Annotated in this window: 12 protein-coding genes; 10 read left to right on the top strand and 2 right to left on the bottom strand. The window is 66.6% G+C overall.

Going from position 1 to position 14620, the window contains the following annotated elements; all coding sequences use genetic code 11:
• Positions 1-15: 15 nt before the first annotated feature.
• The 8 genes from VJ897_RS01065 (at position 16) to VJ897_RS01030 (ending at position 9756) form a co-directional block, all read left to right on the top strand.
• Entirely contained in the window at positions 16-348 is a 333-nt protein-coding gene (locus tag VJ897_RS01065; protein ID WP_324052413.1) for an ArsR/SmtB family transcription factor, read from the top strand.
• A 236-nt stretch (positions 349-584) separates the two neighbouring features.
• Positions 585-1967: a xanthine dehydrogenase small subunit gene (gene xdhA / locus VJ897_RS01060; RefSeq protein WP_324052410.1), complete on the top strand. Its 1383-nt coding sequence runs from the start codon at positions 585-587 to the stop codon at positions 1965-1967.
• Entirely contained in the window at positions 1964-4333 is a 2370-nt protein-coding gene (gene xdhB, locus VJ897_RS01055) for a xanthine dehydrogenase molybdopterin binding subunit (protein WP_324052409.1), read from the top strand. Before xdhA ends, xdhB begins: the two co-directional genes overlap by 4 nt.
• Complete coding sequence (gene xdhC / locus VJ897_RS01050; RefSeq protein ID WP_414706646.1) at positions 4243-5076, top strand: xanthine dehydrogenase accessory protein XdhC; 834 nt, start codon at positions 4243-4245, stop codon at positions 5074-5076. Before xdhB ends, xdhC begins: the two co-directional genes overlap by 91 nt.
• Complete coding sequence (locus VJ897_RS01045; protein ID WP_324052406.1) at positions 5073-6596, top strand: ABC transporter ATP-binding protein; 1524 nt, start codon at positions 5073-5075, stop codon at positions 6594-6596. Before xdhC ends, VJ897_RS01045 begins: the two co-directional genes overlap by 4 nt.
• Positions 6597-6620: 24 nt before the next feature.
• Entirely contained in the window at positions 6621-7706 is a 1086-nt protein-coding gene (locus tag VJ897_RS01040) for an ABC transporter permease (protein ID WP_324052404.1), read from the top strand.
• Positions 7706-8620 (top strand): ABC transporter permease, encoded by a 915-nt coding sequence (locus VJ897_RS01035; protein WP_324052402.1) that lies wholly within the window; start codon positions 7706-7708, stop codon positions 8618-8620. Before VJ897_RS01040 ends, VJ897_RS01035 begins: the two co-directional genes overlap by 1 nt.
• A 50-nt stretch (positions 8621-8670) precedes the next feature.
• A complete protein-coding gene (locus VJ897_RS01030) occupies positions 8671-9756 on the top strand; it encodes a BMP family ABC transporter substrate-binding protein (protein ID WP_324052400.1) in 1086 nt (361 codons plus the stop codon).
• Between the two features lie 55 nt (positions 9757-9811).
• Here the strand turns inward: VJ897_RS01030 and VJ897_RS01025 are convergent, their stop codons facing one another.
• Complete coding sequence (locus VJ897_RS01025) at positions 9812-10549, bottom strand: glycosyltransferase family 25 protein (RefSeq protein WP_324052479.1); 738 nt, start codon at positions 10547-10549, stop codon at positions 9812-9814.
• A 449-nt stretch (positions 10550-10998) separates the two neighbouring features.
• Here VJ897_RS01025 and VJ897_RS01020 point away from each other — a divergent pair, with 449 nt between their 5' ends.
• On the top strand, positions 10999-12078 hold the full coding sequence (locus VJ897_RS01020) for an NAD(P)/FAD-dependent oxidoreductase (protein WP_324052398.1): 1080 nt from the start codon (positions 10999-11001) through the stop codon (positions 12076-12078).
• Here the strand turns inward: VJ897_RS01020 and VJ897_RS01015 are convergent, their stop codons facing one another.
• A complete protein-coding gene (locus VJ897_RS01015; protein ID WP_324052477.1) occupies positions 12079-12963 on the bottom strand; it encodes a LysR family transcriptional regulator in 885 nt (294 codons plus the stop codon). It abuts the gene before it with no gap.
• A 103-nt stretch (positions 12964-13066) separates the two neighbouring features.
• On the opposite strand from VJ897_RS01015, the gene VJ897_RS01010 reads away from it, so the two are divergent.
• Positions 13067-14605, top strand: coding sequence for a proton-conducting transporter transmembrane domain-containing protein (locus tag VJ897_RS01010; RefSeq protein ID WP_324052397.1), 1539 nt, complete (start codon positions 13067-13069; stop codon positions 14603-14605).
• The last annotated feature ends 15 nt before the right edge of the window (positions 14606-14620 follow it).

Below are 14620 nucleotides of genomic sequence, written 5' to 3'. Positions count from 1 at the left end.
GAATAACTTAGCTAAATGGCTAACGAATTGGACACGACTTTCGCCGCCCTCGCGGACCCGACGCGCCGCGCCGTGATCGAGCGCCTTGCCAGTGGCCCGGCCACCGTCTCCGAATTGGCCGAGCCACATGCCATAGCCCTGCCCACATTCATGCGGCATCTCAAGGTGTTGGAACGCAGTGGCCTTGTGCGGTCGGTCAAGAAGGGCCGGGTTCGCACCTGCCATATCGAGGAGGGGCCGCTGACACAGGTCCAAGGTTGGCTGGTATGGCAGCGTCGCATCTGGGAAAGCCACATGGACCGGGACGGCGCGTTGGCCGCCGCCCTCGCCCCGAGGGCGAAGGGCTGATCCGGGCGGCAATGTTGCGCCTCCCGCCCCTTTGGCGACCGTGCTGCCTTCTTTTTGACCACGATGCAGTTTCAAATTTCCCCGAACAGTCCTTTCGGCCGCGAAAAGGCTTGTCAAAGCGCCGTGCCAACGGTTTTCATGATCGAACTTCCGGGAACGGGGGTGCCTGTCTACGCCGCATCGACGGAGCACCGGAACAACCCGACAACAAGAAAGTACCGCGGCGGGTCAACCAGATGATGATCACGTTTCTTCTGAACGGAGAGACCGTGCAAACAGAGGCCCCGGCAACGGGTACGCTTCTGGACTGGCTGCGCGAGAACCGCGGCCTCACCGGCACAAAGGAGGGGTGCAACGAGGGCGATTGCGGCGCCTGCACCGTCATGGTCACGGACGAGCGCGGCCACCGCGCTCTCAATGCCTGCATCCTGTTCCTGCCGCAACTTCACGGCAAGTCCGTGCGCACGGTCGAGGGGCTGGCCGCCCCCGATGGCAGCCTGCACCCGGTTCAGCGGGAAATGGTGGCCCAGCACGGCTCGCAATGCGGGTTCTGCACACCGGGGTTCGTCGTCGCCATGGCCACGGCCCATGCCTCGGGACGGACGGATCATGACGACGCTCTGGCGGGAAACCTGTGCCGCTGCACCGGCTATGCCCCGATCATCCGCGCCGCGCGAGCCGCGGAAGATGCACCGGTGCCGCCTCACCTGGCCCGCGACCGGGCCGGGCCGGACGGTATCACGCATCTTGGGGCCGACGAAAACAGCCCCTTCCTGCCCGAAACGGGCGACGCCCTGGCCGAGTGGTATGCCGCGCACCCCGAGGCGACGCTGATCGCCGGCGCAACTGATGTCGGGCTGTGGGTCACGAAGGACCTGCGTGATCTTGACCCGGTGGCCTTTCTGAACCGCTGTGACGACCTGCGCGGCATCACCGACCTGGGCGAGACGCTGCGCATCGGGGCCGCCGCCACCATGACCGACGTGCTGCACGCCCTGCGGCCTCTGCATCCCTCCTACGCCGAGCTTGTGCGCCGCTACGGCTCGGACCAGGTGCGCAATGCGGCCACCATGGGCGGCAATATCGCCAATGGCTCGCCAATCGGGGACAATCCTCCGGCGCTGATCGCGCTCGGCGCGACGCTGCATCTGCGCCACGGCGATACCCGCCGCGAGATGCCGATCGAGGAGTTCTTCCTCGATTACGGCCAACAGGACCGACAGCCGGGCGAATTCGTCGAGGCCGTCACCCTGCCCAAGTCCGCGCCTGCTTTGCGCTGCTACAAGATTTCCAAACGCTTCGACCAGGACATCTCGGCGCTGTGCGGGTGTTTTAACGTCACCGTCACCGCCGGCACCGTCGCGGAGGCCCGCATCGCCTTTGGCGGCATGGCCGGCATTCCGAAACGAGCTGCCGCAACCGAGGCCGCACTGGTAAACCGACCCTGGCAGGCCGAGACCATTGCCGCCGCCGCCGTGAAATTGGCCGAGGACTTCCAGCCACTCAGCGACATGCGTGCCTCGTCCGCCTACCGGCTGCAGGTCGCGCAGGGCCTGCTGACCCGCTATTTCGATGACCTGTCAGGGCGGGCCACCCATGTGCTGGAGGTCACGGCATGAGCGTGCACACCCCTACCCCGCATGACGCCGCCGCGCTGCATGTCACCGGCCAGGCGCGCTACGTCGACGACATTCCCGTGCCCGCCAACACCGTGCATCTGGCCTTCGGGCTGAGCACCATCGCCCGCGGTCGCGTCAACGCGATGGACCTTGGGCAGGTGCGCGCCGCCCCCGGTGTCATCGCGGTACTGACGGCCGAGGACCTGCCCGGCGACAACGATGTATCGCCCAGCCTGCATGACGAGCCGCTGCTGTGCGACGGCGCGGTGCATTACCATGGCCAACCGCTTTTCCTGGTGGTGGCCGACAGCCATCTTGCAGCGCGCAGGGCCGCCCGGCTGGGCGCGGTCAGCTATGACGAAGAGGACCCCGTCCTGACCATCGAACAGGCGCTGGAAAAGAACTGGCGGTTCGAAGCGGGTCCGCGCGTCTATGCCAAGGGCGACGTGGAGGCGGCGCTCGCGCAGGCACCGCATCGGTTGTCGGGGCGGATCGAGATGGGCGGGCAGGAGCATTTCTACCTCGAAGGACAGGCCGCGCTGGCCCTGCCGCAGGAAGGCGGCGATATGGTCGTGCAGTCCTCGACCCAGCACCCGACCGAGATCCAGCACAAGGTGGCTGATGCGCTGGGTGTCCCGATGCATGCCGTGCGGGTCGAAACCCGGCGCATGGGCGGCGGATTCGGTGGCAAGGAAAGCCAGGGCAACGCGCTGGCCGTGGCCTGCGCGGTGGCGGCGGCGGCCACGGGGCACCCCGCCCGGATGCGCTACGACCGCGATGACGACATGACCATCACCGGAAAGCGACACGATTTCCGAATCGACTACGACGTGGGCCATGATGAGGACGGCCGCCTGCTGGCCGTCGATTTCACGCAATACACGCGTTGCGGCTGGGCGCAGGACCTGAGCCTGCCCGTTGCCGACCGGGCCATGCTGCATGCGGACAATGCCTATCTGCTGCCGCACGCGCGGATCACCTCGCACCGGCTGCGCACCAACATGGCCTCGGCCACGGCGTTTCGCGGCTTCGGTGGCCCGCAAGGCATGGTCGGGATCGAGCGGGTGATGGACCACCTCGCGCACACGCTGGGCCTCGACCCGGTGGCGCTGCGGCGGCGCAACTACTACCGCGCGGCGCACCCCGAGGGGGGCGAGGCGGCGCAACTCAGCGCCGGCCTCGGGGCGGCGAAACGTCTTGGCGGCGAGTTCGCACCCGCTCGCCCCCCCGAGAACAGCAACACCACCCCCTACCACATGGAGGTGACGGACTTCATCCTGCACGAGATGACCGACAGCCTGCTGGAGCGTGCGGATTACGCCAGCCGTACGGCCGCCGTGGCCGACTGGAACGCGGCCAACGCGCGGCTCAAGAAGGGGATCGCCTTCAGCCCGGTCAAGTTCGGCATCTCCTTCACGCTGACCCACCTCAACCAGGCGGGCGCGCTGGTGCATGTCTACCAGGACGGGTCGGTCCACATGAACCATGGCGGCACGGAGATGGGCCAGGGTCTGTTCCAGAAGGTCGCGCAGGTCGCGGCCAGCCGCTTCGGCCTGCCGTTGGAGGCGGTCAAGATCACCGCGACGGATACCGGCAAGGTGCCCAACACCTCGGCCACCGCGGCCTCGTCCGGGTCGGACCTGAACGGCATGGCGGTGAAAGCGGCCTGCGACACGATCCGCGACCGCATCGCCGAATGCCTGGCCGAGCTGCACCAGGTGGAGCCCTCCGCAGTGACCTTTGCCGAGGGCGAAGTTCACGTGGGCGCGGAAACCCTGACCTTTGAAAGGGCCGCGAAAATCGCCTACGAGAACCGCATCAGCCTCTCGGCCACCGGGTTCTACAAGACACCGGAGCTTGCATGGGACCGTCTCTCCGGCAAGGGACGCCCCTTCTTCTATTTCGCCTATGGCGCAGCCATCACCGAGGTCGTCATCGACACCCTGACCGGCGAAAACCGCATCCTGCGCACGGATATCCTGCATGACGCGGGCGCCTCGCTCAACCCGGCGTTGGACATGGGCCAGATCGAGGGCGGCTACGTCCAGGGCGCGGGCTGGCTGACCACCGAGGAACTGTGGTGGGACGATAGCGGTCGCCTGCGCACCCACGCACCAAGCACCTACAAGATCCCGGCCTGTTCCGACCGGCCCGACATCTTCAACGTGGCATTGTGGGAGGGCGAGAACCGCGCCGAAACCATCTATCGCTCCAAGGCGGTGGGCGAGCCGCCTTTCATGCTGGGCATCTCCGCGCATCTCGCGCTGTCGAATGCCTGCGCGGCCTGCGGGCCGGCCTTTCCCGATCTGCAGGCCCCCGCCACAGCCGAGGAGGTGCTGCGCGCCGTCCGGAGGGCAGAGGGTTGATCCGGGTCCGGGTCGCATCGACGGCAGGTTCGGCCCCACGCGACGCGGGGACAGAGATGCTGGTCGGCCCGGACGGTATCGAGGGCACGATCGGTGGGGGCGCGCTGGAATGGCAGGCCATCTCCACAGCACGCCGGATGATCCGGGAAAACCGCCAGACACACCGCGAGACAATGCCGCTGGGCCCGGCGCTGGGCCAGTGCTGCGGTGGCTCGGTCGTGCTTGACTTCGCCAGCGCCGACACCCTGCCCGCGCCCGCGGGCCGGCCGCTCTGGATCTGGGGGGCGGGCCATGTGGGCCGGGCGCTGGCCGGTGTTTTCGGGCCGCTGCCCGATTTCGCCCCGACCCTGATCGACGTGAGCACCCACCGGTTTCCCGAAACCCTGCCCGGGAACGTCACGCCCGTCGTGGCAGCGGACCCCGCAAGGCTGGTTCCTCATGCCCCCGCGCAGGCCGATCATCTGATCGTCACCTATTCCCACGATCTTGACCTCAAGCTTTGTCATGCCCTGCTGGGGCACGGGTTCGCCAGCTGCGGCCTGATCGGGTCGGCGACCAAATGGGCGCGGTTCCGATCACGGCTTGCCGCCTTGGGCCACAGCGATGCCCAGATTTCGCGCATCGCCTGCCCCATCGGCGACCCGGGCCTGGGCAAGCACCCGCAGGCCATTGCCGTGGGCACGGCGGCGGGTCTATTGTCAGCGCCGGGCCGCAATACAGCCCAGGGGGACGGGACAGGATGACACGACCGCTTCTGGCCTTGGCCGGGCTGACCAAGGCCTATCCCGGCGTCATCGCCAACAGGGATGTATCCTTCGAGATCGAGCAGGGCGAGGTACACGCGCTGCTGGGCGAGAATGGCGCCGGGAAATCCACGCTGGTCAAGGCGATCTACGGCCTGGTCAAGCCCGACAGCGGGGCCATGCACCTGGATGGAAAACCTCATGAACCCAATGATCCCAAGGCCGCCCGCGCGGCCGGGATCACCATGGTATTCCAGCATTTTTCCCTTTTCGACGCCCTGACCGTCGCCGAGAACGTGGCCCTGGGCATGGAAAATCCGCCGCCCCTGCGCGATCTGTCGACGCGCATCCGCGAGGTCTCGGACCAGTACGGACTGCCGCTGGACCCCACGCGCATCGTGGGCGACCTTTCCGCGGGGGAACGCCAGCGGGTCGAGATCATCCGTTGCCTGCTGCAGGACCCCAAGCTGCTGATCATGGACGAACCCACCAGCGTGCTGACCCCTCAAGAGGTCGAAATCCTGTTCGAGACGCTGCGCAAGCTCAAGGCCGAAGGCACCGCGATCCTTTATATCTCGCACAAGCTGGAAGAGATCCGCGCGCTTTGCGATACTGCCACGATCCTGCGCCTGGGCGAAGTCGTGGGCGATTGCGTCCCGCGCGACGTCTCGGCCCGGGAAATGGCCGAGATGATGGTCGGCGGCACGCTGCACGTTCCCGAGCGCGAGGCTGGCCGCGCGGGCGAGGTCCTGCTCACGCTAGACGGGCTTTCGGCGCCCTCGCCGCAGGAGTTCGGCATGCCGCTGCGTGACATTTCGGTCGAAGTGCGCGCGGGCCAGGTTCTGGGCATCGGTGGCGTCGCCGGCAACGGGCAGGACGAATTGCTCCTGGCCTTGTCGGGCGAGATGGCGGTCGCGCCGGACATGGTGCGCCTGCGGGACCGGCCCATTGGCCGGCTGAGCACCAATGCGCGGCGGGCGCTGGGGCTGTGCGCGGCCCCCGAGGAGCGGCTGGGCCACGCCGCAGCGCCGGACATGACGCTTACGGAAAACGCCGCGCTGTCGGGCAAGACGCGCAAACACCTCGTCAAGAACGGCTTCGTTGACTGGAACGGCGCACGCGACTTTGCCAGCACGATCATCGACCGCTTCGACGTGCGCACCCCCGGCCCCGGAAACGTGGCGCGCTCACTCTCTGGGGGGAACCTGCAGAAATTCGTCATCGGTCGGGAAATCCTGCAGGACCCGGACGTGCTGGTGGTCAACCAGCCCACCTGGGGTGTCGACGCCAGCGCGGCCGCCGCAATCCGGCAGGCGATCCTGGACCTGGCCGCCGAGGGCACCGCCGTGGTGGTCATCAGCCAGGACCTGGACGAATTGATGGAGATCGCCGATGACTTCGCGGCCCTCAACGAGGGCCGCCTGAGCCCCCCGCGCCCCGCCAAGGGCCTGACCATCGAGGAGGTTGGCCTGATGCTGGGCGGCGCCCACGACATGGAGGTGGCCCATGTGGTGGCCTGATCGAACCGGACAGGGGAACAGCGCATGATCACCCTTGAACGCCGACCGCAGCCCTCGCGGACCTGGTCCTTTCTGTCGCCCTTACTCGCCGTCGTCGTGACCATGGTGGCCGGCGGCATCGTCTTTGCCGCGCTCGGCAAACCCCCGGTCGAGGCGATCCGCACGATATTCTGGGACCCGCTCTTCGGCGATTTCGCCGGGTATTTCCGGCCCCAGCTGCTGGTCAAGGCCGCGCCGCTCATCCTGATCGCCATCGGCCTGAGCTTCGGATTCCGCGCGGGCATCTGGAATATCGGCGCCGAGGGACAGTATATCATGGGCGCACTGTTCGGCGCGGGGTTCGCCCTGGCCTTCTACCCGTCCGAGGCGCGCTGGCTGATCTTTCCATTGATGATCGTGGCGGGCACGCTTGGCGGGCTGCTCTGGGCAATGATTCCGGGCATTTTGCGCGTGCGGTTCAAGACCAACGAGATCCTAGTCTCGCTGATGCTGGTCTACGTTGCCGATTTCCTGCTGGACGCCATGGCGCTGGGCCTGCTGCGCAACCCCGAAGGCATGGGCTTTCCGGGCAGCCGCAACCTGCAACAATACCCGGCGGCCCATAACGCGGAACTGATCACCAATACGGGGATGCACTGGGGCGTGATCGCCGCCCTTTTTGCAGTGGTCACAGCCTACATCCTGCTGTCGCGTCACATCTTCGGCTTCAACGTCCGGCTGGCCGGGCAAAGCCCCCGCGCCGCCGCCTTCGCCGGCGTCAGCGCCAACAGGATGGTGCTGATCTGCCTCGGGCTATCGGGGGGCCTGGCCGGCATGGCGGGCATGTTCGAGGTCGCCGGCCCATCGGGCCAGGTCCTGGCCAGTTTCAACGTGGGCTACGGCTTTACCGCGATCATCGTGGCCTTCCTCGGCCGGCTGCACCCGCTGGGCATCCTGCTTGCGGGCCTGCTGATGGCGCTGACCTATATCGGCGGAGAATTGGCGCAGATGAACCTGCAACTTCCGCGCTCGGCGATCCAGCTGTTCCAGGGAATGCTGCTGTTCTTCCTTCTGGCGGTGGACGTGATGACGAATTTCCGGATCCGGTTCGGCCGGCGCGAGGTGGCCTGATGGACCTGTCCGCGATCAACCCGCTGCTGCTTCTGGCGTCGCTCATGGTGGCCTCGACCCCGATCCTGCTGGCCGCGCTTGGCGAACTGGTGGTCGAACGCGCGGGCGTGCTCAACCTTGGCGTCGAGGGGATGATGATCACCGGCGCGGCCTGCGGCATCATCTTCTCAACGCTGACAGGAAACGCCTGGCTGGGCTTTGCCGGCGCCGCGCTGGGCGGTCTGCTGCTGTCATTCCTCTTTGCCGTGCTCACGCAGATCCTGCTGTCAAACCAGGTGGCAACGGGGCTGGCGCTGACGCTGTTCGGGCTGGGTCTTTCGGCCCTGCTGGGCCAGAGCTTTGCCGGTGCGCGCCCGCCCGCCTTTCCCAAGCTGGACATCCCCGTCCTGTCGGACCTGCCGGTTCTGGGCCAGATCGCCTTTCGCCACGATGGGATGGTCTATGTCGGACTGCTGCTGGTCCTCGCGGTCTGGTATTTCCTGACCCGCACCCGCGCCGGGCTGGTGCTGCGCGCGGTCGGCGAGAATCACGACGCCGCCCATGCCCTGGGCTACCCGGTGGTGCTGATCCGCTTCGGCGCGATCATGTTCGGCGGGGCCTGCGCGGGCCTCGGCGGGGCCTACATCAGTCTTGTCCGTGTGCCCCAGTGGACCGAGGGCATGACCGCCGGCGCAGGCTGGATCGCGCTGGCCATCGTCGTTTTCGCCGGATGGAAGCCCCTGAGGCTTTTGCTGGGTGCCTATCTTTTTGGCGGCGTGACCGTATTGCAGCTCAACCTTCAGGCGGCGGGGCTGGCGATCCCCGTCGAGTACCTGTCCATGTCACCCTATGTTGCGACCATCGTTGTCCTTGTCATATTGGCGGCCGGACGCGCGCCCGGCTCGCTGGGCAAGACCTTCCACGCCTCGCGCTGAGGCCAAACACGAACCGGGGCGTCTGGCGCCCCACCAACCGGGAGAGACCAATGAAACGCAGAACGCTACTGAAAACCGGGGCCACCGCTGCCTTTGCAGCCGCCATCGGCGCGCCCTTGCGCGCGCAGGACGGCCCCATGAAGGTCGGCTTCGTCTATGTCGGCCCGATCAACGACGGCGGCTGGACCCAGCACCACCACCATTCGGCCATGGAAATGGTCGAACACTTCGGGGACCAGATCGAACTGGTCTACCAGGAAAGCGTCCCCGAGGGGCCCGACGCCGAACGCGTGCTGACCCAGATGTGCCTGCAGGGCTGCAGCCTCATCTTCACCACGTCCTTCGGGTTCATGGACCCGACGGTCAACGTGGCCGCCAAATTCCCTGACGTCATGTTCGAACATGCCACCGGCTACAAGACCGCCGATAACGTCAGCGTCTACTCCGCCCGCTTCTACGAGGGCCGCGCGGTTCAGGGCAAACTGGCCGGGCACATGACGCGGTCGAATCGTGTGGGCTACATCGCCTCGGTGCCGATCCCGGAAGTGGTGCGCGGCATCAACGCCGCGTTCATCCATGCACGCGAAGTCAACCCGGACGTGGAATTCAAGATCATCTGGATCTTCGAATGGCTCAACCCGGCCAAGGAAGCCGACGCAGCTCAGGCGCTGATCGAACAGGGCTGCGACGTCGTGCTTCAGCACACCGATTCCACCGCACCGCATGCCGCAGCCCAGGAGGCCGGCGACGTCTACACCTTCGGACAGGCCGCCGACATGGCCGAGTTCGCGCCCAAGCCGCGGATCTCGTCCATCATCGACAACTGGGCGCCCTACTACATCGACCGCGTGCAGGCGGTCATGGACGGCACCTGGGAAAGCGTGAACACTTGGCAAGGCATCGGTGACGGCATGGTCGGCATCGGCGAGATTTCCACGGCCGTGCCCGACGACGTGAAGGCCGAGGCCGAGGCCCTGCGTGACAGCATCGCGGCGGGCGAGTACCACCCCTTCACGGGTCCGCTGAACAAGCAGGATGGCACCCAGTTCCTCGCCGAGGGCGAAGTTGCCGACGATGGCCTGCTGGTGGGCATGAACTTCTATGTCGAAGGGATTGAGGGCGAAGTCCCCTCCTGATCCAGGTATTACGACACGCAGAAGGCCCGCCACCCGGCGGGCCTTTCTTGCATGGTCAGCGCTGGAAGCTCGGCTGAATTACATGGAACTTACCCAGCAAGAGGCCGACAAGCGCACCCTTGATCGTACCCGCCTCGTAGAAGGACCGACGCGCATGCATCAACGTCCTGGACCCTGTCGTTCGATTCATGCCTATGTCGGATACCGAACCAGTATCGAGTGTGATGACGCAGGGATCGACGACGTGGATCGGCAGCCCCAGCGTGTGCCTGGTCCGGGCGGGGTTGAACAGGAAATGATCGACCGGGAGGCCGGATTGCGCGATCCTTGAAATCGCGCGAGCGGCCGCCGTTCGCGACAAAACATATCCGAAGGAGCCGACAAAGAGCGACTTGACCCGGTAGATCGATTGACCCAGCTCGTCGATCCGGTGGACCTTTTGCGCCAGTATCTTCTTGCTTTTAGCCCCTGGAAGTGTGGCAATTTTCACAACGTCGAGTGGCGGGTTCAAGCGTCTGAGGGCTTCTATCGTTTCCATCATTCTTGCAGACGCGATGAAGTCATCTTCGAGAAACACCGCATAGTCCGCCCCGCTATCAACGAAGGTTTGCCACGCTTTCTTGTGGCTCATGGAGCAAGCCCTTGTGGAGGCGGACATTGTCCCCACAGGCCCCGACAGGGGCAATGCATCAAGTGCGGCCGCTGCCTTGTCATCTTGCGCGTCAAGCGCATCGATGCGGAGGAGTTCAAACCCGTTGGTCTGGGCTTGGGCAACGCATTTTTTCCCACCGATCCTCGCGTCGGGCGAGGTTGATGCAGTAGATAGCGGTATCTGGCATTTCTTTTGTCCTGATAATCACGCGCACACTGCAGTCGCGCCATGCGTCCGCGCACCCTACGCAACCGTTGGACCCGCGTCATTCAAGAAATGAAAGAGGGCAAAGCCAGCACCGAAGAGCCCCCGCGCACCAATCGGTCGCTGGGCGACAGTTCGTCACGTCGGCGGCGCGATGCTTCATCGGCATACCTGCCGAAAAGTCGCGCGCCGCGCCTGATTTGGTCAAATCCTCGTGTCGCCCGATCGGCCCGTCGATCCGTGGCAACCCGCGGCATTGGTTCCGGTTCGGTGCCTCGCGCATCGACGTCCCGGCAACTCGCAAAACCGTGGCTCGACTAGCGCCCCTTTTCCTTTTCCCATCCCCATGATTGTCTGTCCGAAATGTCACGATGGCTAGGGGCACCATGACGGATTTCCTCATTATCGGCGGCGGCATTGCCGGCGCCTCGGTCGGGGCCAGGCTGTCGCATCTCGGGCAGGTCACGCTGCTGGAACGCGAGGATGCGCTGGCCTTTCACGCGTCGGGCCGCTCGGCGGCACTGTTCGAGACGCGCTACGGCAAGCCCTCGACCATGGCGCTCAGCCAGGCCAGCGCCACCTATCACCACGAGGCCAACGGCGGCGTCCTGAGCCCGCGCGGGCTGATGCTGGCCGCGGCGGAGGCCGATCGCGACAGGTTCGAGGCGGACATGGCCACAATGGGGCTGGACCGGATCACCGCCCAAGAGGCAGGCGCGCTCTTTCCCATCCTCGACACGCAAGCCGCACCGCTGGTGGGCTACCACGACCAGGCCTGGGACATCGACACGGACCGGCTTGTGCAGAACTTCGCCGCCGAGATCCGCGCGCAAGGCGGCACCGTGCGCACCCGCGCCGAGGTACGCCACATTGACCGGACCGCGACGGGATGGCGCGTGGACATCGGCACCGAGCGCCTCGAGGCCGGCACGATCGTCAACGCCGCGGGCGCCTGGGTTGACAGGGTGGCACATATGGCCGGGGTCCAGCCGCTGGGCGTGCATCCCCTGCGCCGGTCCATGGCCCGTATCCCCGCCCCCGAGGGCATGGACCCCGCCGCCTGGCCGATGATCTTCGGGCCCGGCGAGGACTGGTATGCCAAGCCCGACGCGGGCGCGCTTATCGTCTCGCCCGCCGACGAGGACCCACAGCCGCCCATGGATGCCTGGGCCGACGACATGGTCCTGGCCGAGGGGCTGGCGCAGTTCGAGGCCGTCATGCACTACGAGGTCACGCGGATGCTGGCCAACTGGGCCGGTTTGCGCACCTTCGCCCCTGACCGGCAACTGGTGCTGGGGCCGGACCCCGACGACCCGGCCTTCGTCTGGATGGCCGGGCAAGGCGGCTACGGCTTCCAGACCGCCCCCGCCGCCAGCCGTCTGGTGGCCGACCTCGTGGCCGGGCGACCGCCCGAAATCGAGTCCGAGATCGTGGCGCAACTGGTCCCGCACCGTCTGCGTGGCTGATCATGGCGCCGCTTCGACCGGGGCCAAGACCTCGGCCAGCAAGGGGTTGGGAAAACGCCGCCGCATGGTGACGGCACAAAAGACCTCCTCGATGCCTTCAAGGCGTGCGACTTCGACAAGCTGACCCGCCTCCAGCTCATCCTGCACGACGATGGGGGGCAGAACGGCCAAGCCCGCGTCGGCCCGGGCGAGCAGCCGCAGCATCGCCATGTCGTCCGCCTCGGCGGCGATGCGTGCGGCGACGTCTAGGCGGTCCAGCAACGCGTCGAAGCCCGCCCGCAAGGATGTCTCGGGCGTGGGCAGGATCAAGGGATGCGTCGCCAGAAGCTCCGGCAACGTCCCCGTCCCGCGCGGCACCCGACCGGGCGTACCGACCAGGCTGACCGGCTGGTCGTCCAGGCGGTGCACGAGGTAGGGACTGGCCGCGTCGCGCGCGGGCACAAGGTTCGTCAGCACCACGTCGAGGGAAAGCGCCTCCAGCCCGCGCAGCAGGTCCTCCTGCCCGCCCGAACGCAGCACCACCTCGACATCCGAACGGCCCAGCAGAGGCGCGAGGAAGGCCATCTGGAAATTGCGCGAGAGCGTGGCCAGCGCCCCGATGCGCAGGGCCTTTCGCGAGGTCTCGGCCCTGCGGAGACTGGCCGAAAGGTCGTCGGCAGTGCGAAAAATCTCCTCGGCATGGTCCAACGCGATGCGCCCGGCCTCGGTCAGGACAAGGGCGCGGCCACGACGCTCGAAAAGGTCCTGGCCAAGCGCCGCCTCAAGCGCCCTGACCTGGGTCGAAACCGCCGATTGCGAGATGTTCAGAACGCGCGCCGCACCAGTCAGGGTCCCGTCGCGTGCCACAGCCCGGAACAGCCGCAGATGATGAAGATTGAGCACCAGGTGAACCTTCTATAATATAGAACGATTTTTGTATAATATGAAATTTTTTCTATCTTTGCCAGTCGCTAGGTGAGGGGTCAACCCAACGTTCCGGAGGTGATCCATGACATCCGCCCTATCGCTGTCCTTTCTTGCCCCATGCGTCCTGCTGGCCGCCGCAACACTGGCGTTGCGCCGGCCCGGTCGCCGTCCTGGCGCCCTGCCACGGCTTTCCGAGGGGGCGGCACTGGTCGCCCTGGCCCTGTGCGTCGCTGGGCTGGTGCAGCTTGTCTTGCAGAGGCCGATCAACGGTGCCATGCGCGCCGATTCAATCAGCTTGGCGCTGGCACTGCTGGTCGGCTTCATTGGCTGGGTCGTGATGCGCTACAGTCGGCGTTATCTCGACGGCGAGGCGCGCGAGGGCGCCTTTCATGGGCTCATGCTGGCGGTGCTGGCGGCGGTGCTGGTCTTCGTTCAGGCGGGCAGCCTCTGGGTAATGGCCGGGGCGGCCATTGCCGTGGGGCTGGGGTTGAAACGGCTTCTTCTCTTCTACCCAGACCGGCCCGAGGCACGCCGCGCGGCCACCAAGTTCGCGCTTGTCTGGCATGGCGGCGACACGGCACTCGTGCTGGCCACGATCCTGCTGACCCTGACGTTCGGAACGGCGAACCTGGCTACACTTTCCGCCATGGTCGCACAAGAGGGCCCCGGTGTGGCGGGCCAGCTGGCCATCGCCCTGATCGTGATGGCCGGCCTGCTCAAGACCGCGGCCTTTCCCCTGCACGGCTGGCTTACCGAGGTGATGGAAGCGCCGACCCCGGTGTCGGCCCTTCTGCACGCGGGGATCATAAACGCGGGCGGCGTGCTGCTGGTGACGAGCGCTGGCCTGATCCAGCACAGCCCGGGAGCGATGGCGGCGCTGGTCATGACGGGCGGGTTCACGGCGCTTTTCGGCGCGACGGTCATGTTGACTCAAAGCGCGATCAAGACCGGGCTGGCCTGGTCCACCGTTTCGCAGATGGGGTTCATGTTGCTGCAATGCGGGCTGGGGCTCTGGCCGCTGGCGGTGCTGCACATCCTGGCGCATTCCCTCTACAAGGCCCATGCCTTCCTGTCCTCGGGCGGGGCGGTGGCAACCGTCGCCTCTCTCCGGCGGCCCGGCCCCGTGGCGGTGCCCGGGCCGGGGGCGGTGATACGCGCCTTTGCACTGGCACTGGGGCTCTACGGGGTCATCGCGTTCGGCTTCACCGTGCTGTTGGGGCCAAAGTCCCCGCAGGCGCTGGCATTGGGGGCGATCCTGATCTTCGGGGTGGCCTATCTGGTGGCCCAGGGGCTGGCCGACATGGCGCCGGCGGCCCTGACCCGGCGCACGGCAGGCGCCTCCCTGGCCGCCGCGTTGGCCTATTTCACGTTCCAGGCGGGGGCCGAGGCGCTCTGGTCGCCGTTGCTGCCCGACGCCCCCCTACCCGGGGCACTGGGCTGGGCGCTGATCCTGCTGGCCCTGGCGTCCTTCGGCGCGGTGGCCCTGGCGCAGGCGCTCTTTCCGCTTTGGGCGCATCACCCGGCAACGGCGGGACTGCGGGTCCACCTGGCCAACGGGCTATACCTGAATGCACTGCTCGACCGCGCAATCGGCGGGCTCAAGCTGAACAAATCCGGCTGACAGAGGGGACTGATC

The sequence above is a fragment of the Salibaculum sp. genome (assembly GCF_035270045.1).
GTDB lineage: Bacteria > Pseudomonadota > Alphaproteobacteria > Rhodobacterales > Rhodobacteraceae > Salibaculum.
The sequence above is the reverse complement of the archived record's forward strand: the minus strand, read 5'-3'. Positions and strand labels throughout refer to the sequence as shown.